Source organism: Streptomyces sp. NPDC094034, from assembly GCF_040303865.1.
Taxonomy (GTDB): Bacteria; Actinomycetota; Actinomycetes; order Streptomycetales; family Streptomycetaceae; genus Streptomyces.
The window spans coordinates 126,205-148,686 of record NZ_JBEOUD010000006.1 but is presented as its reverse complement, the minus strand read 5'-3'; the positions used below and the strand labels follow the sequence as shown (position 1 = coordinate 148,686).

Sequence of the window (22,482 nt, the reverse complement as noted above, 5' to 3'; positions counted from 1 at the left end):
TGGGCGCGCGCGGTCGGTGGGCACCCCATTCCGTCGATATCTTCGGCCCACCGTCAGCAATTCCCCGGCAGGGACAGGTGGGCCCCACCATGAATCTCCGCATGATCGGGCTCGCGGCCGTAGTGGTGTTCACCGCATTGCTTCCGCTCGCCGCCTCCGCCGGCCCCGTGGACGGTCCATGGTCGGACGCGGAAGCGACGGGCGGCACGCACGCGATGGGGGGCAGGCAGGACGGCGTGGCAGGCAGAGCCATGAGCGGCGAGGCGAGCGGAGCGACCGGGCTCCTTGCGGATGCGAAGGCCGGGCTTTCGTCTGTGTCCGGAATTAAAGGGTCCGCTACGCCCGGGAGCGCCGGGAACGCTGTGACCGCCGGTGCGCGTGGTATGCGTGATGCGCGCGGTACGGGCGCTGTGGCACGTACGACCGAACGATGCGGGCCCGAGGTCGCCTCTCCCGAGGGAATCGAGGCGCAGACCTGTGTCCTGACCTCGCCACGCGCCAGAGATGACGGGCCCGACACCTGGGCGCGTACCTACTACCGCAATGAGACGGGCGGCGAACTGCTCGCCGTACTGAGCCTGATGGGGCCCTACGGACGGACCGTACAGACCCGCTGCCCGATTGACGCCGGCGGCGAACCGGCGATCTGTGAGACGCCGCGCGAGCCGTCCCGGGGCGAGCGCACCGCCTACCTGGCGGTGGCGGAGTTCTCCGCGCCCGCGAACAGTGGGAACGGCGGCGGCGACGGCGGGGATGGCGGGGAGAACGAGGGGCAGATCGCTGGGGGGATCGACGGCAGCGGTACGGAGATCGAGCCGCTGCTGCTGAGATCGGGGAGCAACTCGCCGGCCCCGGCGGCTCATTGAGGGGCCGGAGCGTCCGAGAACGCGGACGCCCGGTCGCTGGCGACGGGGGATGCACCAGCGACCGGGCTTCTAGAACGGTAACAAGAGATCGGCGGTTAGCAAATTCGATCCGGTGTATTCGGACAATGAATTACCTGCCGGTAGAGGAAGTTGTGACAGGTGTCACCGACTTCAGTGGAACGCGTCACAGTCCGTCGGGACTGTCAGCTCAGCGTCACCTGGCGGTTGGTGAGCCCGCCGCGCGCCCGGCGTTCGTCCCCGGTCAGCGGCGCGTCGACGGCGAGCGCGGCGGTGAGCCGCTCGGCGAACTCCGCCGCGGGCTTCTCGCACTCCTCCGCGCCCATCGTGCTCGGCAGGTCCCACACCGGCACCGTGAGCCCATGTGCCCGGAAGGATCCGACGAGCCGGGTGTCCTCACCAAGGCTTGATGTGCCCGCGGCGTGCAGCCGGGCGAGTGCGTCGAGCAGCTTCTCCTCGGCGTACGGCATGACCCAGCGGAGGTGGTTCTTCTCCGGTGTCTCGCACCAGTACGCGGCGTCCGTACCCGAGAGCAGCGCGGTGGGGATGGCGGCGGCGTTGGCGCGCTCCAGGGACGCGGTCACCTCCGCCGAGGCGTTCTGCGCGTCCGGGACCCAGAACTCGAATCCGGAGTGGACGACCGGCGTGAAGGCGGCGTCGGGGGCGAGCATGTCCTGGAGGCGCGGACCGTCGGCGGGCACCCGCTGAGCGGCCACCGGGTTGCCGGGCTCCGCGGTCAGCGCACGCCGGAGCGTGTCGGCGAGGTCACGGCTCAGATCACCGGACGAGGTGTCGTTCTGGAGCGCGAGCAGCACGGAGCCGTCGTCGCGGCGCAGCGCGGGCCAGGCCATCGGCAGGACCGTGGCGAGCGTTACGGAGGGAACTCCCTCGGGCAGTCCCTCCTTCAGGGTCAGCTCGGCGGTCGCGGCGGGCACCAGCTCGCGCAGCGCGACCCAGTCGCACTCACCGGCGAGTCCTTCGAAGGGGCGCTGGACCAGCTCGGTGACGGCGTGCGCGGCGGCCCGGCCATGACAGGCCTTGTAGCGACGGCCAGAACCGCACGGGCAGGGCTCACGGGCCCCCACCACCGGAATAGGTCCGTCCTTGAGCTGAGCCTTCGCGGCCTTCGTCTGGGGGCGCTTCTTGGCCATGGTGTGGCTTTCTCCCGGTAGCGGCTATGCGGTGTCGGCGCGAGCCTAGCCGTACGGGGATTGCAGGGGGCGCGATGCGGCCGCGCGAACGGGCGAGGCGGGCATTCTGCCGGTCCCGGGGGTCCGTGAGTCCGGGGTCCGTGAGTCCGGGGTCCGTGAGTACGGGCGGCTGTCAGTCCCGGGCGTCTGTTTGTCCCGGGCGTCTGTCGTCGCGGGCGGCGTCGGTCCTGGGGGTCCGTGAGTCCGGGGCGTCTGTCGGTCGTCGGCGTGCGTCAGTCCGAGGCGTCGGTCAGCCCCGGCGCGACGTCGGCCCCCGGCCTCTGTCAGTAGTCCCAGGCCTCTGTCGTCAGCCCCCGGCCGCTGTCAGTCCCGGTCCTCCAAGACGTCCGCGAGACCCAGCTCGTCCAGACCGTCCATGCCGTTGAGACCTTCCAGCGCGTCCAGGCCGTCCAGTCTGTCCAGGCCGTCCAATTCCGCCAGGCCGTCGCGCCTCTCCAGCGGCTGGCGAGGGGAGGTGACGCGCGTAGCGAAATCGTCGCGACGGGACCCATCCGTAACGATGACCCACACCGTGACTTCGCCGGAGGCGCTGTCCCGTACCCCCCATTCCTGGGCGAGGGCCGAGATGATGTTCAGCCCGCGCCCGCCGCGTGCCGTGACCGAGGGTGTGGCGGGGATGGGCCGCGTAGGACCACCGCCGTCCGTCACCTCCACGATCAGCCGGCCTGCCTTGTCGACACGCCACGCGGCACGTATGTCGCCGTCACCGATCTCCGTGTGCCCCAGCGGTCTGCCGTGCCGGCAGGCATTGCTGAGAAGTTCCGAAAGGATCAGTACGGCGTCGTCCACCACCGAATCCGACATCCCGCCGCGCCTCAACTGCTCGCGCATCCGATGTCGCGCTTCACCCACGCCCGCAGGGCCATGGGGTACGGCCATGCACGACGACGTGGGCACTTCCTGTGCCACCACAAACGCCACCCCCGAGACCTCCTTTGCCCCACGCCACGGGTTGGATGCCCCGATGGCCTGGACCGGAAACCGGCCAGGGGAAGGCCATTGACGCACTCATCGCGTTCGAACACGGAGCGAACGCGCCGGTGCACTCTTCATCACTGACTGTGAGCCGGAGTCGGGGGATTCAGGCACGGAGTCGGGAGATGTCAGGCAAGACGGCCCAGTTGGGACAGAACCTGTTTGGGGCGGTTGGTGATGATCGCCTCGACTCCGAGACGGACGCAGAGATCGACATCTTCCGGCTCATTCACCGTCCAGACATGGACACGGTGGCCCGCCCTGTGCAGTCGGGCGATATAGCCGGGGTGGTTACGGACGATCCGCATCCCGGGACCCGCGATCCTGGCTCCGGCGGGGAGCCGTCCGTCGCGCAGCCGGGGTGAGACGAACTGCATCAGATAGACGGTCGGCAGCTGGGGTGCGGCGGAGGCGATCCGGTGCAGTGAGCGCGCCGAGAAACTCATGATCCGTACGGCCGATTCGTCCGGAACGGCTCCGCCCGGCGCGGACCGGCCCCGGAAGGGCTCGCCCAGTGACGCGCCGCCCAGGATGCGGCCACCCCGCGTGGGGGCGCCCGGGGTCCGGCCGCCGTGTGTGGGGTCGTCCAGTCCGAACCGCTTCAGCAACTGCAGCAGTCGCTCCTCCACCTGCCCGGCCCACCGGGTGGGGTGCTTGGTCTCGATGGCCAGCTGGATGGGTCGGCCGGCGTCCGCGATCAGTTCGAGCAGGCGCTCCAGCGTCAGTACGGAGGTGAACTCCGGGTCCCGCCAGTCGGGGCTCTCCTCGCTGTCCTTCCAGGAGCCGAAGTCCAGGGTCGCGAGATCGGCGAGCTCCAGGGCGGAGACGGCGCCGCGTCCGTTGGAGGTGCGGTTCACCCGGCGGTCGTGGACGCAGACGAGATGACCGTCGGCGGTGAGCCGTACATCGCACTCAAGTGCGTCCGCGCCGTCCTCGATGGCCTTGGTGTACGCCGCCAGGGTGTGCTCGGGGGCGTCCTCCGAGGCTCCGCGGTGGGCGACGACCTGGATGCTGTGCTGGCGTGCTTGAGTCACCGCGTCATGGTGTCATCGTGAGGGGGTAGACGAGTGAACGGCTGGTGTCTCACGGCAGGTCGGTCCAGGTGCGAGCGTTTTGTCCGGAGTAAAGGATGGCGGACAGATGCACAGGTCCTGCTTACAGTGGCCTGACGTGCTGTGGGAAAAGCTGACCGCGGACACTTGCACAGCGGACTCTTGCCGAAGACGACGTGGAACCGAGGAGAAAGAGCTGTGAGCACTGAGAACGAGGGCAACGCGGTCCCAGCCGACCCGTCCGTACCTCCCGTGCCGGATGCCGCTCCCGAGGGCACGCCCGCGTCCGCTCCGCGAGGGGCCGCGCATGAGCCGAAGGCGCACGAGCCGGCGGCGCACGAGCCTGTGACGCGTAAGCCTGCGGCGCATGAGCCTGCGACGCATGAGACGGCGGCGTCGACGGGCGACCAGCCTGGCCATTACGGCGAGCCCGCCCCCCGCCAGTACCCCTCGTCGCAGTCGCCGACCTCGGCTCCGGCCCAGGCTCCGGCCTCGGCTTCGGCTTCGGCGCAGCACGGTCCGGCGCCTGAGCACGCCGCCGTGCCGCCGCGTGCGGCCGACGCGGGCTGGCCCCCGCCGCCGCCCGAGTTTCCCTCGTACGGCGGAGCGGGCAGCGGCGGTCCGGCGTGGGGCGCGCCGGAGCCGGGACACGAGCCCCGGCCCCCGCGCAAGCGCCAGAGCGCGCTGATCACAGGCGTGCTCGTGGCCGCGCTGATCGCGGGCGGGGTGGGCGGCGGAATCGGTTACTGGGCGGCCGAGCGCAACGACGACGGCTCGACCGGTTCGACGACGGTCTCCGCGGCGGACGCCCCGAAGGAGGTCAAGCGTGACGCCGGTACGGTCGCCTCGGTGGCCGCCAAGTCGCTGCCGAGCGTGGTCACCATCGAGGCGCAGGGGAACGGCGAGGGCGGGACGGGCACCGGCTTCGTCTACGACAAGGAAGGCCACATCCTCACCAACAACCACGTGGTGGCCTCCGCGGCGAACGGAGGTGACCTCACGGCGACCTTCTCCAACGGCAAGAAGTACGACGCCGAGGTCGTCGGCCGCGCCCAGGGCTACGACGTGGCGGTGGTGAAGCTGAAGGAAGCGCCCTCCGGTCTGACTCCGCTCCCGCTCGCCAACTCGGAGCAGGTCGCGGTCGGGGACTCGACGATCGCGATCGGCGCCCCGTTCGGCCTGTCCAACACGGTCACCACCGGCATCATCAGTGCCAAGAACCGCCCGGTCGCCTCCGGTGACGGCTCCGGGTCGAGCAACTCGTACATGAGCGCCCTCCAGACCGACGCCTCCATCAACCCGGGCAACTCCGGTGGTCCGCTGCTGGATTCACGGGGCGCGGTCATCGGTATCAACTCGGCCATCCAGTCGGCGGGCAGCGGCGGCCTGGGGCAGTCCCAGGCGGGCTCCATCGGGCTGGGCTTCGCGATCCCGATCAACCAGGCGAAGAACGTCGCCGATCAGCTCATCAAGACGGGCAAGCCGGTGTACCCCGTGATCGGCGCCACGGTCTCGATGGCCGAGGGCGGCGAAGGCGCCGCGATCTCCGGCAATGACGGCGGCAGCCCGGCCGTCGTCGCGAACGGCCCGGCCGCCAAGGCCGGTCTGAAGGCCGGGGACATCATCACCAAGTTCAACGGCACCCCGATCGACAGCGGCCCCACCCTCATCGGCCAGATCTGGACCCACCGTCCCGGCGACAAGGTCACCTTGACCTACAAGCGCGACGGCAAGGAGTCCACGACCGAGGTCATCCTGGGCGAGCGCGAGGGCGAGAGCTGACCGGCGGGCTCGTACTCGTAACGTGGGTCGGCGGCGGGGCGTGGGACACGCTCAGCCGCCGACCGGCGCCCGTCCCGTCGAGCCCTGGCGGCCCGCCTGCCAAGAGGGAACCAGCGGAGGGAACCAGCGCGAGCCGGCCGGGGGGAGCCATTCGAAACGGTGCGGCATCTGGCCGGGCACGGGTTTCGGAATGTTCTTCTTCGGACCGGCCTTCATGGTCGGGTGGGCGGCGACCGGTGCCGCGCTGGTGTACGGCGTGATGGTGCTGGTCCGTATCTGGCCGCAGGACTGGGTGCGGCGCGAGGGACACCCCGGCGGCACGTCTGTTGATGTTGGCAACCCTGGGTTTGGTTCGGAGAAGCGGAGATGCCCCCGAACCGTCCTGCCTGCGTGACGTGTCCCTCTGGTACCGGCTGGCCGCGTACCGGCTAGCCGCGCATCGCGGTGCTGTAGACGTACAGGGCGATCACACCGGCGACGCAGGCGAGGATCACCCATGAACCGAAACTGGTGTGTTTCCCCCTGCTTTTGGGCCGCGATCCCTTCCCGGACCGCTTCGACCGCCCGGGCGCTCCCCGTCCCGGCGCGGCAGGCGCCGCATCGGCCGCCGTCTCGGCGAGCAGGCGACGGCAGGTCGCGGCGAGCACGCCCGTACCGGCGGCGAGGGGCACCACGGCCTCCGAACGCGCCGGAGCGGTGGTACCGCCGTCCAGGATGCGCCCCGCGCGTACGAGGACCTCGTCCCGGCCGCCCGCCGGAGCGAGGCTGATCCATCGCCGTACATGTTCGCCCCGGATGACCACACCGCCGGACCGCTCCCGGTACACGGTGTGTTCCCGCCACAACACCGCCGCCAACTCCCCGGCGATGTCTCTCAGTTGCACGCTCACGACCCCTCCCCCTTCGCCCCCCGGCGAATCGAACAAGCATCGCACTCTAGCGGTAGGCGCGGAGCAGGGGTCCACCAGTCCCCCCAGCGGCCCTGCCCGCCGCGTCCCGACCGTCCCGCTCCGACGCGGCGGCGGCTCCGCGACGGGCCGACCTGATACAACGCCCCTCGTGGTATGGGGAGTTGGAGAGGCGACCGCCGACTGAGCCGGGAGGTGTCGCCTGGCCGGGCCGTACCAAGTAAGGTCACGGGCGAGAACCATCCGGGACCTCCTGCTGCCGACCGCTCGTCCCGACATCAACGGTTGACTCGGTGCGCGGAGGTGCACCAGGACGTGAGCGTCCGCTCGGCAGCCGTGATCCCTCGCTGGACGTGGTCGGCGGAGGCGCGCCATGACCATCCTCTGGCCACGGTCGCGCATCGAGATCGCGCAGCCGGTAGGCTGTAGCCGCTCCGTCGCTGGTGGGCGGGGCGTGGGTGGGTTGCCCGAGCGGCCTAAGGGAACGGTCTTGAAAACCGTCGTGGCAGCGATGTCACCGTGGGTTCAAATCCCACACCCACCGCACAGGTGAACGGCCCCTGACCAGGCATGACGGTCGGGGGCCGTTGTGCTGCTCGATGTCCGCTCGTCACCGTGTCTCCCCGCGGTTTCCCGCTCGATCGGGCACGGAAGGGGCACGGGCAGGGCACGAGTTGAAGGGGTCTGGGGCTACCGGTTGATCGGGATCTCGTAGACGATCTCGCAGTGAGCGGCAGGCACGACGATGTCCGCCGTCTCCACGGGCCGCCCCTGGTCGCTGTAATACGTCCGGCGGATGTGCGTGACCAACGCGGCCTTCTGGATCCCGAGAAGTGACGCCTCCTCGGCGGTCGCCTGTCGCGGCTCCGGCTGCTCCACGGCGTGACTGACGGTGACGCCGATCGCGGCCATGCGGTTCACGACGCCTGCCCCAGCGTGCGGCCCGCCCTCGGGGAGGACGACGAGAGTGCCGGCGGTGAGGTCGTACGGTTCCCAACTCGTCGACAGTTGCAACGGCCTGCCGTCGGCGAGGAATTCGTACGTCGTCCGGACGCACAGGCCGCCTTCGTCGATGCCAAGCCGCGCAGCGATGTCCGCCGGCGCCGGGACCTTGGCATCGGTCCGACTCTCCCAATCCGCTTGCCTGCCCAAGGCCTTCATGTCCGCCCGGAACGGCGACCCGGTGGGCTGCTCGCGTGCCGAGGAACGGACCACCCGCACCCGCTGCCGGGGCTCGGCGACATACGTGCCCGAACCGGCACGGCCCTCCAACACGCCTTGGGAGATGAGCAACTCCTGTGCCCGGCGCACCACGTTCTCGCCCACGCCGCACTCCTGGCCGATCTGGGCGCGGGAGGGAAGACGGTCTCCCGGCTCCCATTCGTGCTCCGCGATCCGCCGCCGGAGCTCGTCGGCGATGCGGAGATAGGGCGGCTGCTCAGGCATATGGAAAATCTAGTCCACTAGCTCTAATCTAGTTAACTAGCTTCACTGAAAGTGATTCGCCGGTGACGGAGGCTGCCCTGTGCCCGCTTCGGGAGTTAGCGCGGCGGCCATCGCGGCCCGGCTGTCCGCCGTCGGGCTTCCCACACGCGTGGCGGAGCACGGCCGGCACACGTCAGTCGAAGCGGAGGTGCCGGAAGCGCTCACCGCCGAGACATGGCGGGAGGTTCTCGAAGTAGTGGCCGAGGCCGATCGGTTCGGGCTTCTGGCCACCAGCCTGAACGGCCGCACCCCCTGGGCGGTCGTACGCAAAGCGGTCCCCACGACGGGCGATGTCGGGGGACCGGGCCATCAGCGATAGGAGCTGAGCAGCGTGCTCAACCGTATCCACCGTGCCGTCTCGTTCACCAGAGAGCGGTACTTCCCCAAGGGCGGGCACCGCCGCCCCTTAATGCCCTCCCGTCCGCCGGCCGCCTCCGTCTTCCCTGCGTCCACTGACTCGCCGACGGTGGCCGGGCTTCCGACACCGCGAACCACCGACACGCGCTCATGGGCGAGGAAAACGCGCTTGTTCGCCCGTACGTGCTGGCTTGGGAGAAACGAGTACATCAACGCGCGGTGGTAGTCGCTTCCCACCTGCCCGCCGAAGCCTGGTCGTCCCTTGCCGGGGTCCGCTGATGCCTCCTCGCCAACAGCCCCACATCACCGATGCCTCGGCCGTCCCTTACCGGTCGACCGCGTGCCATATCGGCACCCACTTGCTTGCTCCGAGTCCTTCCCGGTCACCGCACCGATCGAGGTGCCGGTTGTCTACGAGACGTGCGACTGCCCGTGTCCCCCGGTGTCCGACCGGTCCACGCCCGCGGAGGTCAAGCGGTGAGCGGCTGGGCACCCGGCGGCGCGCTAGTATCCAACATCGAGGTCACCGCGAGCACCGTGCAGCGTGGCGACACCATCCAACTCGGCTGCAGGGCCTGCCGGGTGACTGACCTCTTTCAACTCCCCCAAAGCGCCAAGCAACTCCTCTTCGAGTCGGGCGAGCTGCTGACCATACACACGCGTACCCGCCTCTCCGCCGTTCGAATGCTGAGAAGGCGGTGAACCTGTCCGTGTCTTCACGCACCACGACATCGCCGACGATCTCCGGCGCCAGATCACGACCGGACGTATCAAACCCGGCGAACGTCTGCCGTCCGAGGCTGGTCTCGCCGACCGGTACACAGTGACACTGCGCAGTGCCCTCGCTGTACTTCAGGGGGAAGGTCTCGTCGAGAAGATCCACGGAGAAGGCAACTTCGTACGCCGGCCACTCCACAAGATCGTGTACGTCGGCGGATGGGGAACGCTGGACCCGTGGATCGCCGCTGACGCGGCCCTGCGCGTCACCGTTCACACCACCACGGTTCAGGCACACGGGCGTCCGACGACCTTGCTCAAGGTGCCGACGGGCAGCCCTCTCGCCGAGTTCTTCTGTATCAGCCACGAGGGAGAGTCACCGCACGGACTGGCCCGCATCTACATCCCGCGCGATCTGGTACCGGCCGGAGCGCTGGGCGACGAATCCCCATGGCGGGAGACCGTCACGCGATTTGCCGTCCTGAGCTCGCCGCCGGCAGCTGTGCGGGAGACGGTATGTGCCCGCCCGCCGACACCGGAAGAAGCGTCGGCGCTCCGGATCCACCCTGCCGCGGCAGTTCTCGCGATCACGCGCGTCGCGACCGACGCCACCGGGCGGGTCGTTGAGCCCGCGCTTCTGGTGTTCCCGGGAGATCGCGTCGACGCGGACTTCACCGACCACCACATGACCGATGAGAGGCAGACACAAGGATGACGGCACCGAACGAACTTCGGCTCCTCCCATGGTCGGGGCCAGACGGCCAGCCCTACTACCTGAGCACCGACGACAGGGACGGCTACATATCCCGCCTGGCGGACAACATCGAAGCGGTGCAACTGGGAACGGCAGCCGAGCTGCTGAAGGAGGCCTCGGAAACTCTCGACGACCAGGACGCGGGCCCGGAGGAGCTGCGACGGCTGGTTCACGAACTGACCGGTGCTGTGCGGGACGTGCACGGCATTGCGACCAGCCGCTGTCACCTGCTAGCGGTGAGCGAACCTCACCGCACCTGAGCAGCCGACGGCAAACGGCGCCTGCCGATGACGGCCCTCCGTGCCATGCGGGGAGGGGAACCCGGGCACCAACTCGGACTCCCCTCCCCGTCGCGTTATGCCGACCCCGGCTGACACGCCGCGCCCCGATGCGCAGAGAACAACCCTTGCCCGACCGCCTGAACATCAGCCGACGACAGTCAGCCACGACGGCGGGCGCGCCGACCGACCACGCACGCGTGTGCCTCGCTGCACCCCCACCGGCCTCAGCCACGCTGAGGCTGCGACGGCCGGTTCGTGAGCAAACCACCGGCGCGATCAGCTTGGGAAGCTGCGAGCATTTGGGGACGGATTGAGCACTGACCTGGTCGAACGGCTGAGATGCAGCCTCGTCGGGCCCGGTTGCTTTCACCGTGGCTCCCAGCTGTCCCCCGCTCTATCTGGTGCGCTTGTGGTGCAGGGCGCACGGCGTTGAGTTCACGTTCGGGGATGCGTTGTCAGTGGGCACGGCTAAGGTCTCAGACGCGCGGCCGGCTTCCGAGGTGTCCAGCTCTGTAGAGCAGTTGCATCCCCGGTTCTGTCTGGGGGCGGCCCGGGTACGACCCGGGACCTAACCAACGGCCGGGCTTCGTCGATGGCTAAGGAGAGACCTGCCAGCGTCGGCCGCGCACCGAGCAGGGCGCCAGGCGAAAGCAGGCGCACGCTTTCCAACTGTGTTGGTGGGGCGTTGGGGGGTGTACAGGGGCGTTCACCTGGGTTCATGCGCGGTTGGCTGATGAGCCGGGCACGGCTTGCGGTCTCCTCTGAACGGCCGTGAGCGGCGCTGAATGAGACGGAAACTGAGACGGCCGCCCATGGTCCTAGAGCTGTCCTCGCCACCATGGCACGTCCAGGCTGTCAGCCGGGATGACCTCGGTCCTCGCCAGGATCTTCTTGTCGAGCGTCCACACAAGGGCGCGCAACTCACGTGCGCTCTTCCTGGGCAGTGCGTGAAGCACGGCTTCGAGGTGCCCGCGGAAGTCGACGCCGTAACACCCGCACCCAAGGATGCCGCAACCAGAGCCTGCTAGTTGGTCCACAAGTTGCCCGAGAGGGCCATGGGCAAGGGCCTTCCAGTGCCAGAAGGCTTCTTCCGTGGCTTCGGGCCAGAAGCGGGTCCGCTCCAGCCGACGCAGGTCAGCTGTGCAAGATCCCGAAAGGCCATTGATAAACGGGTACCGTCGCCGCCTCAGGAGGCGGATTAGGGAGGTCGCCCCGCAGGGCTGATGGGCGCCTACGCGGCATTGCCCCTTCGGTTGTTGGTCACGGGGGCAAGGTACAGAACCACGAGTCAGCTGGCCACTGCGTATCCGGCGGCCGAAGCCCTGAGCTTGGGAAACTTGGGGCTTCGACGAGCGATTGCTGGGCTGATCTGTGGCGGAACGGCACCGGAGGCTGCCTTGCCGGCGAACCCCTCCCCGCCATACCCCACGGTTCCCCGCAGGATCTGGCACGGACCACTCGCCCCGTGCCGGCGGCTGGCTGGCTACTGAGGTGTGATGGATCGGCCCGGCGCGCGTGTCCGTAACAACATGCCCTCCTTGCTGGTCACTTGCCGGGCAGATAGGCTGTCGAACGCAAATCCCCCGTCTGCCTGTCTGGAGGCTTCATTGACGTCCTCGTTAGGCGCGTTCTTACCAGCGCCTCGCTGGTGGCGGGCTGCCTAGCCCGTTACGCGCGGCTGATTTTGGCACCACTCACCTAGGTGATGTGTGTCTGCATTCAGCCAACGAGTGAACAAGTCAATGGAGGAACGGTGTCGACCAACTCGGTCCATCAGACGTGCAACCACCCGGCCCGGGATGTCACGATCGTCACGCTTGGCTCGGCCGTGATGGCGCTCGCAGCCGCCATCATGGTGATGGCGCTGGACGGCGACCCTCTGGCTGCCCTTGCTGGCAGTGGCAGCGCCTTTGCAGCTGCGTTCAGTGCAGGCATGGGAGTCTTGGCGTACATGAAGCGCACTGCCTAGATCATCACGGGGCGGCCCTTCACCAGGCCGCCCCGTCGTCATCCTGCTTGTGGCACGCGACCTCTTCGTCCCGAAGCAACTTAGGTGAGGGTGCTTCCTTGGGCTGGAGTCGTCCTCACCTGCGCTGACGGTCCACTGACGTCCGCGCGCGTCCGCCGTCGTCCGTCGGCGTCGCCACCAGGCACTACGCCCGGCCGGTCGCCGGTCGCGACGATCAAGTGGCGGAAGCGGCGGATACCTGGCTGAGTGGATCGGGCACCGATGCTGACGGCTCTGCGGACGCCACTTCAGACTGACCGTCACGCCACACTCGCTCTGTTCAACGGCCTCTGATCACACAAGTGGTCGGGTGCCGCTGTACGTCGTCGTGCGTACGCAGACTTCACCGGGCGATGATGCTGCTCGATATCGTCAGATCTGATCGTGCTGCCTCGTGAAGCACGTTGAGCGCCTGCACCAAGGGGATCGGGTGGATTTCGGCTACCCCGCTTGAGGGGATCCGGGCCATCTCCAGCAGCTCCCATGTTCGCTGGTTGACCGAGTGAGCGGCGGTGGCAGCCTTCTCGTTGCTCAGCAGGACAAAGGTCTCGAAGAGGATCGATCTTCTGTTCTCGCTCTCCTCCATGTTTTTCAACGCGTCAGACGCGTCCGTTCCTTGGTCACGGGCCCGCCCAGCAGCCATGCCGGCCCGTTGGATCTCCTTGATGCACGTCACGTACTCGATGTACGTGTCAAGCTTTCGTTCGTCCCATCGCGTGGCCATCTCCCTCCGGAACTTGGCCCGTTCGGCGACTGCTGTTGCGAAGTAGGACGTCAGGGCGCCGATGAGGACGCCGACCAAGGTGAAGATCTGGGTGGTCATGATTGGCAACGTACCTTCGAGGGAGGCTGCGGTCCGGGTCATGGAAGGAGCGGACTCCTGGCTCAACGGACACCGTCACGAGCGAGGGGCACGTAGCGGGCACGGCAACGATGACAACGACGACGCCTGGGTACCGGTACCCGTCTGACCTGTGGCGGAGGTGAGCGGCCGCCCGGCGGCCGAAAGGTCTTGAAAACCGTCGTGGCAGCGATGTCACCGTGGGTTCAAATCCCACACCCACCGCAGCAGGCCAGCGTACGTGCTGGTCAGAAGGGGTGTCTCCGGCTTGGAGGCGCCCCTTTCCGTGTTGCTCCTGCTCTCCGGGTTTCTCGCCTCTGGACCGCTGTGGATCAGTACGCGTCCCCCAGCCGCGCTGCGCCGCAGGACGGTCGCGCGAGGTGTTCCCCGCGCCCGTCGCGGGCCGCTGTTCGGGTATTGACCGCCTTCGCCCGCCCAGCGATTCGTCCATCCGGCGAACCTGTGCAACGCAGCCGCCGCCCAGGTCGGTCACCCGAGTCGTTCGGGGACGCGGAGAGTCGCTGAGACGCGGTGCGGGCCGGGGTTTGGGCCCCAAGTGGGTCCGTGGGCCCTTCGGAATGGGTCGTGCGTCTCCGTACTGTGCCGAGATAGAGGCGACGACTGGACGCCTGGGCTGGACATCCTAGGCAGTTTGCTGGAGGGGTTTCCCGTGTCGGACTCGCAAAGCCTGGCGGTCCAGGTCGGCATACCCACGCGTCGCTGGGAGTTGCCGAGATCGCTCGTCGTGACCCGGGTTCTGCTCTATCTGATGTTCGCTCTCACGCTGCTGGGCGGTGTGGGTGTGGTGAACTCGTTGTTGGAGCTGGGTACTCACATCACGCCGGTACTTTCTTTGGTGGCGTTGTACGCGGTGGCGCCGGGGATCGTTGCGGTGGTTCTGGCGCGGTGGTTGTGGACCGGTGGGAAGGTCGTCTGGTTCGCGCTGGTTGGGCTTCAGGCGTGGCTGCTGGTCGGCAGTGTCGTGAATCTGTACGGGGGTTCGGAGCGGGGGCTGAGCCAGCTTCTGTTGCCGGGTGCTCTGTTGGCGTTGATCAGTGCGGGTGCGAGCCGGGCGTGGTTCGAGCTGCCGGAGGAGCAGCGGGCGCTGAGGCCGCGGTGGACGCGGGAGCGGTTGCGTCGGGAGGCGTTTCCGTCGATTCCGCACATGATCGGGTGGCGGCGGAACCGGGGTCAGTCGACGGTCGAGTACGTGGGCATGATCGGTGTTGTTGCCCTGATCATTGGCGCGCTTGTTTTCAGTGGTGTGGGGACTCAGCTTGCTGGTGGTCTTCAGACGGCGGTCTGCAACATCCTCGGCGGCGACTGCGAGAGCGACACGGTCGCCGGGGGTGGCGGCGAGTCGGGTGGTGGCGGCAGCGGCGGGGGTGACTCCGGTGGGGGTGACTCTGGCGGAGGCGCTAACGGAGGCGGTGCCTCGGGTGGTGGTGACAACGGTGGTGGCGCTTCCGGCGGTGGTGACTCCGGTGGCGACTCTGGTGGTGGGAACAACGGCGGTGGGTCCAATGGCGGGTCCGACGGCGGTTCGGACGGTGGGTCCGACGGCGGCGGTTCGGATGGCGGCAGTGGTTCCGACGGTGGTGGTTCGGATGGTGGTGGTTCGGACGGTGGTGGGTCGAGCGGCGGCAGTTCGAGTGGTGGTGGTTCGAACGGTGGGTCGAGCGGTGGTGGCTCGAATGGTGGTTCCGACGGCGGTTCGGACGGTGGGTCCGACAGCGGCGGTTCGGATGGCGGCAGTGGTTCGGATGGTGGTGGTTCGGATGGTGGCGGGTCGAGCGGCGGCAGTTCGAGTGGCGGCGGTTCCAATGGCGGTGGGTCGAGCGGTGGTGGTTCCAATGGCGGGTCGAGCGGTGGTGGCTCGAATGGTGGTTCCGACGGTGGATCCGACAGTGGTGGTTCCGACGGTGGTTCGGATGGCGGCAGTTCCAGCAACGGTGGTTCGAGTGGTGGTGGTTCGGACGGTGGCGGGTCGAGCGGCGGCAGTTCGAGTGGTGGCGGTTCCAGCAGCGGTGGTTCCAACGGTGGTGGTTCCAGTAGTGGTGGTTCGAGTGGCGGCAGTTCCAGCAGCGGTGGCTCGAACAGCGGTGGTTCCAGCAGCGGTGGTTCCAGTAGTGGCGGTTCCAGCAGCGGTGGTTCGAGTGGTGGTGGCTCGAATGGCGGTTCGGACAGTGGTGGGTCGGGTGGCGATTACGAGTGCAATCCGGTCATGGCCCCCTGGGGCATCATGCAGAGCTGCAGGGAAACGGGCACCAGCGGAAGCACCGGTGGCACGAGCGGGAGCAGCGGCGGCAAGAACGACGACAAGGACAAGGACGAGAACGAGGACGAGGACGACAACAAGGACGATGACAAGGACAAGGACGAGGACGAGGACGACAACAAGGACAAGGACGACTGCCTGAACGCCACCAATGTCGCGTTCTCCAGCCCCGTGAGCACCGGCGCGGCCGGCGACGGTCGCTACACGCTTGCTTCGGCCGCAGGCCAGACGCGCGTTGTCGTTGGCGGCGTCGCGCTCGCAGCCGACTCCGGAGGCGCTTCCCCGATGGACGCGGCGCAGGCGCTGTCCCGATCCTCCCTCGCTGGTGTCGATACGTTCCAAAGCGTGGAGGACAGGGTCGTCATCGCTCTTGGCCTCACTTCTGAGCCGAGGCCCGAACCCGAGCCCGAACCCGAGCCCGAACCAGAGCCCGAACCCGAACCGGAGCCCGAGCCCGAACCGGGTCCGGACGGGGGAAGTTGCTCCGACCGCCCCAACCCGATGACCGCGTTGGACGATGTCCCGAAGTACCGCAATGGGGACAGGACGAAGTGGTCGGAGGAGGTCGAGAAGAAGGCCGACGAGAACTCGCTGACAAAGGATCTCACCGCCGAGGACGCGCTCATCATCGCCGACTACACCGGCCCGTGGGCCGAGGACGCGAACAAGTACCTGCGTGGTCAGCCGATCTCCGGCCGCCGTGCGGAGCGCGTCCCGGAGTTCATCGAGAAAATGGACCGTGCTCTGGAGCACTTGCCGCCGGTCAACGGGACGTTCTACCGGGGGACATTCATGCCGAACGAGCTGATGGAGAGGTTCGCCAACGGCGAAGAGGTCGAGATGCCCGAGTACCTCAGCACCACCAGCGACCCGGCGAAGGCCGACCGCGCCGCCGAGAACGCGAAGGCCAACGGTCGAACGGGCGAGAATGTGCTGATGGAAATCACCACGGACAACGGCCGCAACATCGACCCTCTTTCCCGCTACCGCGGCAGGGAGTCGGAGGTCCTTATCCCGCGCGGCGGCAAGTTCGTGAAAACGGGCGAGACGACGAAAATCATCGGTGGCAAGGAGTACAAGGTCATCCAGGTGAAGCAGGTGGGTTGAGCCTGGTCGGTTGAGGTCGCTTGAGGTCGGTTGACGTCGGTGGATTGAGGTCGGTGGACTGAGCCCGTTGGATTCAGCCAGGTGAGTTGAGCCACGCGTACGGCCCCGAGGAGCTGCGCAAAGCCGTCCGGCCGCTGCACCGTACGGGCCTCCGACGCCGTGACGATCCGGGCCACCGGGGGCGGCAGTCGGACAAGGAGCTTGCGACCGACCAGCACTTCGACGCCGTGGTCCTCGGCCTCGCGATGGCCCCGCGTATCCGTGGCCCCGACCGGGCGCTCGACAAAGTCGCTCGGCACGGAGGACATCGAGGGACGACACCCAGGCCGCGGATCGTCCGCGAGTATGGGCGCTCGTCGCGTTGGAATGGCCGTGACCGGCGCGGGAGCGACCGCGCAGGACCTAGCGATCGGTGGATCAGTGAGCAGTTCCCGTGCCGTCCCCCGTGCCGTACAGAGTCGAGAGAGCGGCGGCGCTTCGCCGAGTCAGGTCTGGTACACGTCCTACGGTTCCAATACGTGCCTTGAGCGGCTTTCGTACTACATCACCGGCGGACGGCCGCCGGGCGCCGCCAAGGGGTATCCGGGGTGCAGGGACAAGCGTCCGCCGAGGGCCTCCGTGCCGGTGGAGCTCGACGGTGTCATGTACTTCGCCACCGAATCGCTCGTCTGGGGAGGCGGCAGGGCCTTCTACGACCCCGGTGTCGGGGGAAGGGTGTTGGCGAGGGCGCACCTTGTCTCGGTCGGGCAGTTCTCGGACATCGCGGCACAGGAGATGTACCGCGAGCCGGGGGACGATCTCGATCTGACGGAAGTGATGACCGACGGGCGGGCGGTGCTCGGGGACGGGCGGTACGAGACGCTTGTTTGCCCAGGGGCGATGGACGGGATTCCGGTGGTTACCTTCACCGCTCCGTGGAGCGTGAGCGAGCTGGAGTGGAACGCGCCTTCCGCGCCGTACGTCAGGATGCTGGGTTCCGGTCTGCTGGAGGCGGGCGCCTGGGAGCTGGACAGCGTCGCGCGCTATCTCGCGGCGTGCCCAGGTGCGGCCGGCCAGTGGAACGCGCGCGATGTGGCGGACCTGATCGCCACCTCCTGAGGGAAGCGTGGCGGGTGGGGCCGGCCGTGGCGCGGCCTGGTTCGTCGGGCGTGCCGTCGGGTCAGGGGCCCGCGGTGAGGCGGGCGGCCGAGGCGATCGTCGCGCGGGCCTCCTGTTCCGTCAGGCCGGTGAACACGGCGGCATCGACGAGGGATTCCGTCAGCGTCTCGCCGAAACCGTGTTCGTACGCGCGGCAGGCGGCCCAGAACAGCCGGGTATTGCGCTGACCCGAGTGCGCCGCGCGTACGAACTGCACCAGGCCGTGGCCGCGCGCGAGTTGTTCCTGTTCCGCGCCCGCGCGGTGCCGGTGGCGCTGGGAGCGGGGAGGGGACGCGGGGGTGGTGAGCAGACGGAGCAGAGCGCGGGGGCAGGGTGCGGGCGCCAGTTCGGCCGTACCGGGGGCCGGCCGGTAGGCGCCCCGCGCCGTGACCGAGCCGGGGCCCACGAGATAGCCGCCTGCGCCGCGTACGTCGATGCCGGGGGCGAGCCGGCCCGCGGAGTTCGGTACGACCACGTCGGGCGGGCCTGTGAGCCAGATGTGACGGCCACCGCTGGGGGTGAGGATCACCACGGTCTCCGGGAGCGTGAAGAGATGCTGGAGTGCCAGTTGCTGAAGCGCGGCCACCGAGTCGGGGGGTGAGTCGAACGTTGAGCCGAGGGGCGATTCCCAGGTCGAGGCCCCGTTCCTGACCTCGTTCCTGACCCCGTTCGCGACCCCGTTCGAGACCTGGTTCGTGGCCCAGGTCGAGACCTGGTTCGAGGTGGGCGCCGTTTCGGTGGTCGGTTCCGTCCGTCCCGCCCCACCCGCCCGTGCCAGCGGTTCCGCCCGCCCCGCCCGCCCCGTCGGTTCCGTCGGTTCCGTCCGTCCGGAGGTGACATCCAGGTCTATGCCGATCAGATGGTGCGGCGGCCGGCCGCAGGCGATGCCGTAGCCGGTCGCCCAGGGGGCGGCGGCGAACAAGGAGCGCACGCCGGTGGGATCGGTGGTGGCGTCATGCACACCATGGCCGGGCTGCCCGCATTCGCCGTGGCAGACGACCGGTTCGGGCTCACCCCTGTGTGGCGAGCGCAGCGCGGGGAGCTTGGTGGGGGACAGCGGGAAGACGGGAAGCCCACGCTCGGCGGCGGACAGCGCGTGTGCGAGGGCCAGGGTGGCGGGGTGCCCGGCGGTGATGGCCATGGGTCTATGTTCGTACAAGTGTTCGAAGAAGGGAAGGGGGGTGGTTCGAGGAGGTCGAGCGGAGGGGGTGCGGAAACGCTTCTTCCCTTGTGGGGGAGGGGATCGCGAGCCGGGTCGCACGATCCTGGCGCGCGCGGCTCCGGGCTTTGGGGGCGCATTAGGGGTTTATCGACATGTCCTCACGCTTGCGAGGGAATCAGGCTCTCCGGGCTGGTTCGAGAGGGATTCGGTGGGCAATTCTGAGGTCGCGACGTCGTCACCACGACCGAGGCAGTCGGCCAACTGCTTCGGAAAAAGCCGTACTTCTGGTTCCTGGAGGAAATGTCATGGCAAGCTTCCGTACCGCCCGTGCCTTCGCCGTCGTCGCCGCGCTGCCCCTCGCCGCCGCGCTCTTCACCGGGGTTGCTCAGGCCGACAACGGCGCCTTCTCCGGTGATGGATCCAACGCGACCGTGGCCAATCTCACTGGCAGTGGGGTGGGCGGACACAACCTCGGCAACTCGACGACGACCCAGCAGGTAGCGACCGGTGAAGGGGCGTCCAATCAGAACAACACCGCGAACGTGATCGGCTCGGGCTTCACGTCGATCGACCAGTCCAACGAGAACGTTTCGGTGAGCTTCAACAACCTCTGGTGGTGAAGTGCGGCCCGACGGGGGCGTGACTGAGGGGTGAGATACGTTCTGCGCGGCGGTACCGGTTCTCCGGTGCCGCCGCGTAGGGCGTTTTCGCGTGACCGATCGTTCTCGTACAGTGCTGGATCCGTCCTCCCACAGGGTGACCCTGACGGTCTCCCCGACCGCTCCTCCACCTACAGGAGGTGCAGTCGGCACCCTCAGTACACCCTGAGGCGGAGAAGGCTTCGGGACCTGGGGCCGATCCCCTGAGGTGGGCCTCGCTCCTAGCGTTGAGCCATGACCACGCCTGTCTGCACGAGCGCCTCTCAAGCCGCCAAGCCGGCCGCGCACTCGTCGTACCCGAGTCACCCGCCGGCCTCCGGCCACGGCGCCCACGGCGCCCAGAGTGCCCACTTCTCGCCGTACCCGCCCTTCGCGTCGTTCTCCTCGTACGTACGGGCGCGGGGGCCCGTACTGCTGCGTACGGCGCGCTCGCTCACCTCCAATCCGTGCGACGCGGAGGACCTGTTGCAGACGGCCCTCACCAAGACGTACGTCGCCTGGGACCGCATCGAGGACCATCGGGCACTGGACGGTTACGTCCGCCGCGCCCTGCTGAACACCCGGACCTCGCAGTGGCGCAAGCGCAAGGTCGACGAGTTCGCCTGCGAGGAACTGCCCGAGCCCGCCGGTCAGCCGGAGCCCGATCCGGCCGAGCAGCAGGTGCTGCACGACGCGATGTGGCGCGCGGTCATGCGGCTTCCCGACCGCCAGCGGGCCATGGTGGTCCTGCGGTACTACGAGGATCTCAGCGAGGCCCAGACCGCCGAGGTGCTCGGGGTCTCGGTCGGCACGGTCAAGAGCGCGGTGTCCCGCGCGCTCGGAAAGCTCCGCGAGGACCCGGAGCTCTCGCCCGTCCACTGACGGCCTGGCTCGCACCGGGCCCGCACCGGGCCTGCATCGGGCTCGCACCGGGCACGACGCACCGGGCCCGCACCGGGCGCGCCACGCGGCTCGCGCCTGGCTTACGTGGCTCCCGAGTCTCTGCCCCCGAGTCTTTGGCCCTCAGCCCTTGGCCCGCAGCCCTTGGCCCGCAGCCCTTGGCCCGCAGCCCTTGGCCCGCAGACCGTGGCCCCGAGACTTTGACTTCCGACCGCCGTTTCTACTCCCGGGTAGTGACATACCGCACGGTACGTGCGCAGAATCTCCGCAACCCATAACTGCCATGTAGCGCAAGCGCCCACCGGGAGGACGCCGTGCTGAGCACCATGCAGGACGTACCGCTGACTGTGACCCGCATCCTGCACCACGGGATGACCATCCACGGAACGTCGCAGGTCACGACCTGGACCGGGGAGAGCGAGCCGCAGCGCCGCAGCTTCGCCGAGGTCGGCGCCCGCGCGACGCGGCTCGCGAACGCCCTGCGTGACGAGCTCGGTGTCGTCGGCGACGAACGTGTCGCCACCCTCATGTGGAACAACGCCGAACATGTCGAGGCGTACTTCGCGATCCCCTCGATGGGCGCGGTCCTCCACACCCTCAACCCCCGGCTCCCGGCCGAGCAGTTGATCTGGATCGTCCAGCACGCGGCCGACCGCGTGATCCTCGCGAACGGGTCGCTGCTGCCGCTGCTGGCTCCGCTCCTCCCGCATCTGCCGACCGTCGAGCACGTCATCGTCTCCGGTCCCGGCGATCGCGCGCCGCTCGACGGGGCGGCCGTACGCGTGCACGACTACGACGAGTTGATCGCCGGCCGCCCCACCACGTTCGCCTGGCCCGAGCTGGACGAGCGGTCCGCCGCGGCCATGTGCTACACCTCCGGCACCACCGGTGACCCCAAGGGCGTCGTCTACTCCCACCGCTCCATCTATCTGCACTCCATGCAGGTCAATATGTCCGAGTCGATGGGGCTGACGGACCGGGACACCACGCTGGTCGTCGTCCCGCAGTTCCATGTCAACGCCTGGGGCCTGCCGCACGCCACCTTCATGACCGGCGTCGGCATGCTGATGCCCGACCGCTTCCTCCAGCCGGGCCCGCTCGCCGAGATGATCGAGCGCGAGAAGCCCACGCACGCGGCCGCGGTCCCCACCATCTGGCAGGGGCTGCTGGCAGAGGTCACCGCCCGGCCCCGCGATCTGACCTCGATGGCCCGCGTCACCATCGGTGGCGCGGCCTGTCCGCCCTCGCTGATGGAGGCGTACGACAGGCTCGGGGTACGGCTCTGCCACGCCTGGGGCATGACGGAGACCTCGCCGCTCGGCACGATGTCCAACCCGCCCGCCGGGCTCACCGCCGAGGAGGAGTGGCCGTACCGCATCACCCAGGGCCGTTTCCCGGCCGGTGTCGAGGCCCGGCTGACCGGTCCCGGTGGCGACCTGCTGGCGTGGGACGGTGAGTCGGCCGGCGAGCTGGAGGTACGGGGTCCCTGGATCGCCGGGGCGTACTACGGGGGCGCGGACGGTGAACAGATCAAGCCCGCGGACAAGTTCAGTGAGGACGGCTGGCTCAAGACCGGCGACGTGGGGCGGATCGCCCCGGACGGCTATCTCACGCTCACCGACCGCGCCAAGGACGTCATCAAGTCCGGGGGCGAGTGGATCTCCAGCGTCGAGCTGGAGAACGCGCTGATGGCCCACCCGGAGGTGGCGGAGGCGGCGGTCGTGGCCGTACCGGACGACAAGTGGGGCGAGCGGCCGCTCGCGACGGTCGTTCTCAAGGACGGGGCGACGGCCGACTACGTGTCACTCAAGGAGTTCCTCGCCGGGAAGATCGCGAAGTGGCAGCTGCCGGAGCGGTGGACGGTGGTGTCCGCGGTGCCGAAGACGAGCGTCGGGAAGTTCGACAAGAAGGTGATTCGCAAGCAGTACGCGGACGGTGAGTTGGACGTCACTCGCGTCTAGGGTCTTTGTGTTCGGGTGTGTTCGGGTGTTTTCGGCCCTGTCCG

Annotated in this window: 20 protein-coding genes, 2 tRNA genes and 1 pseudogene; 15 read left to right on the top strand and 8 right to left on the bottom strand. The window is 68.6% G+C overall.

From position 1 onward, the window contains the following. Window positions 1-383 precede the first annotated feature (383 nt). Window positions 384-866, top strand: a complete 483-nt coding sequence (locus ABTZ59_RS08490; RefSeq protein WP_351392704.1) for a hypothetical protein — start codon at window positions 384-386, stop codon at window positions 864-866. A gap of 203 nt (window positions 867-1,069) precedes the next feature. On the opposite strand, the gene ABTZ59_RS08485 is transcribed toward ABTZ59_RS08490, so the two are convergent. The 3 genes from ABTZ59_RS08485 to ABTZ59_RS08475 form a co-directional block, all read right to left on the bottom strand. Continuing rightward, entirely contained in the window at window positions 1,070-2,035 is a 966-nt protein-coding gene (locus ABTZ59_RS08485; protein ID WP_351392701.1) for a DUF5926 family protein, read from the bottom strand. Between the two features lie 363 nt (window positions 2,036-2,398). Further along, window positions 2,399-3,103 carry an ATP-binding protein gene (locus ABTZ59_RS08480; RefSeq protein ID WP_503002375.1) on the bottom strand — a complete coding sequence of 235 codons (705 nt, stop codon included), beginning with the start codon at window positions 3,101-3,103 and terminating at the stop codon, window positions 2,399-2,401. A 95-nt stretch (window positions 3,104-3,198) separates the two neighbouring features. Continuing rightward, window positions 3,199-4,104 carry a glycerophosphodiester phosphodiesterase gene (locus ABTZ59_RS08475; RefSeq protein ID WP_351392695.1) on the bottom strand — a complete coding sequence of 302 codons (906 nt, stop codon included), beginning with the start codon at window positions 4,102-4,104 and terminating at the stop codon, window positions 3,199-3,201. A gap of 216 nt (window positions 4,105-4,320) precedes the next feature. Between ABTZ59_RS08475 and ABTZ59_RS08470 the strand changes: the two genes are divergently transcribed. After that, complete coding sequence (locus ABTZ59_RS08470; RefSeq protein ID WP_351392692.1) at window positions 4,321-5,904, top strand: trypsin-like peptidase domain-containing protein; 1,584 nt, start codon at window positions 4,321-4,323, stop codon at window positions 5,902-5,904. Between the two features lie 428 nt (window positions 5,905-6,332). Here ABTZ59_RS08470 and ABTZ59_RS08465 read toward each other — a convergent pair whose 3' ends face one another. Beyond that, on the bottom strand, window positions 6,333-6,794 hold the full coding sequence (locus tag ABTZ59_RS08465; RefSeq protein ID WP_351392689.1) for a hypothetical protein: 462 nt from the start codon (window positions 6,792-6,794) through the stop codon (window positions 6,333-6,335). Between the two features lie 475 nt (window positions 6,795-7,269). Between ABTZ59_RS08465 and ABTZ59_RS08460 the strand changes: the two genes are divergently transcribed. Further along, window positions 7,270-7,356: transfer RNA gene (locus tag ABTZ59_RS08460), tRNA-Ser, on the top strand. A 146-nt stretch (window positions 7,357-7,502) separates the two neighbouring features. Here the strand turns inward: ABTZ59_RS08460 and ABTZ59_RS08455 are convergent. Beyond that, window positions 7,503-8,258, bottom strand: a complete 756-nt coding sequence (locus ABTZ59_RS08455; RefSeq protein WP_351392686.1) for a GntR family transcriptional regulator — start codon at window positions 8,256-8,258, stop codon at window positions 7,503-7,505. A 79-nt stretch (window positions 8,259-8,337) separates the two neighbouring features. Here ABTZ59_RS08455 and ABTZ59_RS08450 point away from each other — a divergent pair, with 79 nt between their 5' ends. The 4 genes from ABTZ59_RS08450 (at window position 8,338) to ABTZ59_RS08435 (ending at window position 10,385) form a co-directional block, all read left to right on the top strand. After that, the gene (locus tag ABTZ59_RS08450) at window positions 8,338-8,616 is read left to right on the top strand and encodes a hypothetical protein (RefSeq protein WP_351392677.1); all 279 of its coding nucleotides are present in this window, start codon (window positions 8,338-8,340) and stop codon (window positions 8,614-8,616) included. Between the two features lie 515 nt (window positions 8,617-9,131). Beyond that, window positions 9,132-9,356, top strand: coding sequence for a hypothetical protein (locus ABTZ59_RS08445; RefSeq protein WP_351392674.1), 225 nt, complete (start codon window positions 9,132-9,134; stop codon window positions 9,354-9,356). 28 nt (window positions 9,357-9,384) lie between these two features. Beyond that, entirely contained in the window at window positions 9,385-10,086 is a 702-nt protein-coding gene (locus tag ABTZ59_RS08440) for a GntR family transcriptional regulator (RefSeq protein WP_351392935.1), read from the top strand. Further along, window positions 10,083-10,385, top strand: coding sequence for a hypothetical protein (locus ABTZ59_RS08435; RefSeq protein WP_351392671.1), 303 nt, complete (start codon window positions 10,083-10,085; stop codon window positions 10,383-10,385). The genes ABTZ59_RS08440 and ABTZ59_RS08435 overlap by 4 nt, the downstream gene beginning before the upstream one ends. 839 nt (window positions 10,386-11,224) lie before the next feature. Here the strand turns inward: ABTZ59_RS08435 and ABTZ59_RS08430 are convergent. After that, window positions 11,225-11,362: a hypothetical protein gene (locus ABTZ59_RS08430; RefSeq protein WP_351392668.1), complete on the bottom strand. Its 138-nt coding sequence runs from the start codon at window positions 11,360-11,362 to the stop codon at window positions 11,225-11,227. Window positions 11,363-12,159: 797 nt separating this feature from the next. On the opposite strand from ABTZ59_RS08430, the gene ABTZ59_RS08425 reads away from it, so the two are divergent. Both ABTZ59_RS08425 and ABTZ59_RS08420 read left to right on the top strand, forming a co-directional pair. Further along, the gene (locus tag ABTZ59_RS08425; RefSeq protein ID WP_351392665.1) at window positions 12,160-12,375 is read left to right on the top strand and encodes a hypothetical protein; all 216 of its coding nucleotides are present in this window, start codon (window positions 12,160-12,162) and stop codon (window positions 12,373-12,375) included. Between the two features lie 158 nt (window positions 12,376-12,533). Continuing rightward, window positions 12,534-12,671, top strand: a pseudogene (locus ABTZ59_RS08420) (tyrosine-type recombinase/integrase); the annotation flags it as partial. A gap of 86 nt (window positions 12,672-12,757) precedes the next feature. Here the strand turns inward: ABTZ59_RS08420 and ABTZ59_RS08415 are convergent. After that, entirely contained in the window at window positions 12,758-13,237 is a 480-nt protein-coding gene (locus ABTZ59_RS08415; protein WP_351392662.1) for a hypothetical protein, read from the bottom strand. Between the two features lie 154 nt (window positions 13,238-13,391). Between ABTZ59_RS08415 and ABTZ59_RS08410 the strand changes: the two genes are divergently transcribed. From ABTZ59_RS08410 to ABTZ59_RS08400, 3 genes are all read left to right on the top strand, one after another. Next, a tRNA-Ser gene (locus tag ABTZ59_RS08410) sits at window positions 13,392-13,482 on the top strand. Between the two features lie 443 nt (window positions 13,483-13,925). Further along, window positions 13,926-16,640, top strand: a complete 2,715-nt coding sequence (locus ABTZ59_RS08405) for an ADP-ribosyltransferase (protein ID WP_351392659.1) — start codon at window positions 13,926-13,928, stop codon at window positions 16,638-16,640. 420 nt (window positions 16,641-17,060) lie between these two features. Beyond that, window positions 17,061-17,738: a histone deacetylase gene (locus tag ABTZ59_RS08400; RefSeq protein ID WP_351392656.1), complete on the top strand. Its 678-nt coding sequence runs from the start codon at window positions 17,061-17,063 to the stop codon at window positions 17,736-17,738. Between the two features lie 61 nt (window positions 17,739-17,799). Here the strand turns inward: ABTZ59_RS08400 and ABTZ59_RS08395 are convergent, their stop codons facing one another. After that, window positions 17,800-18,918: a bifunctional DNA primase/polymerase gene (locus tag ABTZ59_RS08395; RefSeq protein WP_351392653.1), complete on the bottom strand. Its 1,119-nt coding sequence runs from the start codon at window positions 18,916-18,918 to the stop codon at window positions 17,800-17,802. A gap of 326 nt (window positions 18,919-19,244) precedes the next feature. On the opposite strand from ABTZ59_RS08395, the gene ABTZ59_RS08390 reads away from it, so the two are divergent. From ABTZ59_RS08390 to ABTZ59_RS08380, 3 genes are all read left to right on the top strand, one after another. Continuing rightward, window positions 19,245-19,559 carry a hypothetical protein gene (locus tag ABTZ59_RS08390; protein ID WP_351392650.1) on the top strand — a complete coding sequence of 105 codons (315 nt, stop codon included), beginning with the start codon at window positions 19,245-19,247 and terminating at the stop codon, window positions 19,557-19,559. 273 nt (window positions 19,560-19,832) lie between these two features. After that, the gene (locus tag ABTZ59_RS08385) at window positions 19,833-20,459 is read left to right on the top strand and encodes a SigE family RNA polymerase sigma factor (protein ID WP_351392647.1); all 627 of its coding nucleotides are present in this window, start codon (window positions 19,833-19,835) and stop codon (window positions 20,457-20,459) included. A 332-nt stretch (window positions 20,460-20,791) separates the two neighbouring features. Continuing rightward, window positions 20,792-22,438, top strand: coding sequence for a long-chain fatty acid--CoA ligase (locus ABTZ59_RS08380; RefSeq protein ID WP_351392644.1), 1,647 nt, complete (start codon window positions 20,792-20,794; stop codon window positions 22,436-22,438). The last annotated feature ends 44 nt before the right edge of the window (window positions 22,439-22,482 follow it).

Excerpts from the sequence above, each read along its gene's own strand:
- ABTZ59_RS08490 (WP_351392704.1), top strand. The coding sequence starts at position 384 with ATGCGTGATGCGCGCGGTACGGGCGCTGTGGCACGTACGACCGAACGA.
- ABTZ59_RS08485 (WP_351392701.1), bottom strand. The coding sequence starts at position 2,035 with ATGGCCAAGAAGCGCCCCCAGACGAAGGCCGCGAAGGCTCAGCTCAAG.
- ABTZ59_RS08455 (WP_351392686.1), bottom strand. The coding sequence starts at position 8,258 with ATGCCTGAGCAGCCGCCCTATCTCCGCATCGCCGACGAGCTCCGGCGG.
- ABTZ59_RS08435 (WP_351392671.1), top strand. The coding sequence starts at position 10,083 with ATGACGGCACCGAACGAACTTCGGCTCCTCCCATGGTCGGGGCCAGAC.
- ABTZ59_RS08415 (WP_351392662.1), bottom strand. The coding sequence starts at position 13,237 with ATGACCACCCAGATCTTCACCTTGGTCGGCGTCCTCATCGGCGCCCTG.
- ABTZ59_RS08395 (WP_351392653.1), bottom strand. The coding sequence starts at position 18,918 with ATGGCCATCACCGCCGGGCACCCCGCCACCCTGGCCCTCGCACACGCG.
- ABTZ59_RS08390 (WP_351392650.1), top strand. The coding sequence starts at position 19,245 with ATGGCAAGCTTCCGTACCGCCCGTGCCTTCGCCGTCGTCGCCGCGCTG.
- ABTZ59_RS08385 (WP_351392647.1), top strand. The coding sequence starts at position 19,833 with ATGACCACGCCTGTCTGCACGAGCGCCTCTCAAGCCGCCAAGCCGGCC.